The sequence below is a fragment of the Vibrio sp. 03_296 genome (genome assembly GCF_002265885.1).
The window spans coordinates 1-865 of the sequence record NZ_NPKW01001396.1 but is presented as its reverse complement, the minus strand read 5'-3'; the positions used below and the strand labels follow the sequence as shown (position 1 = coordinate 865).

Here is an 865-nt window from a genome sequence, read left to right as displayed (position 1 = left end):
TATTTTCGCGGGTTTTTCTCTCGCACCACAAGGAGGCTCCGATGCGTGAATGGCTGAATCGTTATGACACGACCTTACCCACTTACAATCTTGGGCGGTGCCTGGGGTATTACGTGTTTTGTCGTCCTTTGGGTGGCCTGGTGGGTGTTCTTCAATGCCGGATTAAGCAAAATAGCCTCATGGATGAGCACCCTCTATCTGTTCGAGTTTGAATATCAGGTCCCTATTTTACCCTGGGAGTTTGCCGCCTATCTCGCCACAGCGGCCGAACTCAGCTTGCCGCTCTTACTCGCCCTCGGCGTGTTTACCCGCATCACCAGCCTAGTGTTATTTGCCTTTAATGCGATGGCCGTGATCCTCCTTACCGCGTTTTGTGGGAGAGAGGCTTTTTACGATCATCAACTATGGGGGCTGATGCTGCTGTATGACGTTTCGTGGGGCTGCGGGGCGAATTTCGCTCGATCACTGCTTTCGCCAAGAAATAGAGAAACGCTAGAAAGAAAAATCCCCGCTTAAATGGCGGGGATTTTTTTATTTGTTCTGTAGATAAGCAAGCAGCTCGTCAGCGGAAATGCCTTGCTGGGCAAGTTCTTTCGCCATGGATTCAACCTGCTCTCCTTTACGCGAATTGATAACCTGCTGAAACTGATAAACAATATCTCGGAGAACATGCAGCGGCACTTGTTTGGCAGCACTACGGATTCGCTCTTCGCTTTGATTGCCCAACTCAACGAGCAATTTGCCAAACATAATTTTCTCTGGCGACTCTTCCATCTGTTCAAGAATTCGAGCCATTTCATAAGTGGTTAACGACATTACCTATCAATTCCGTTAAGTGTCGAATGGTGGAGTGAGCGACAAATAT

The 865-nt window shown here is 48.4% G+C and carries 2 protein-coding genes; one reads left to right on the top strand and one right to left on the bottom strand.

Translation table 11 applies throughout. The features are described 5' to 3' along the window. Nucleotides 1-63 precede the first annotated feature (63 nt). The gene (locus tag CIK04_RS32585) at nt 64-516 is read left to right on the top strand and encodes a DoxX family membrane protein (RefSeq protein ID WP_176463498.1); all 453 of its coding nucleotides are present in this window, start codon (nt 64-66) and stop codon (nt 514-516) included. Nucleotides 517-531: 15 nt separating this feature from the next. On the opposite strand, the gene CIK04_RS32580 is transcribed toward CIK04_RS32585, so the two are convergent. Next, nucleotides 532-816 (bottom strand): hypothetical protein, encoded by a 285-nt coding sequence (locus tag CIK04_RS32580; RefSeq protein WP_017420153.1) that lies wholly within the window; start codon nt 814-816, stop codon nt 532-534. Between the last annotated feature and the right edge of the window lie 49 nt (nt 817-865).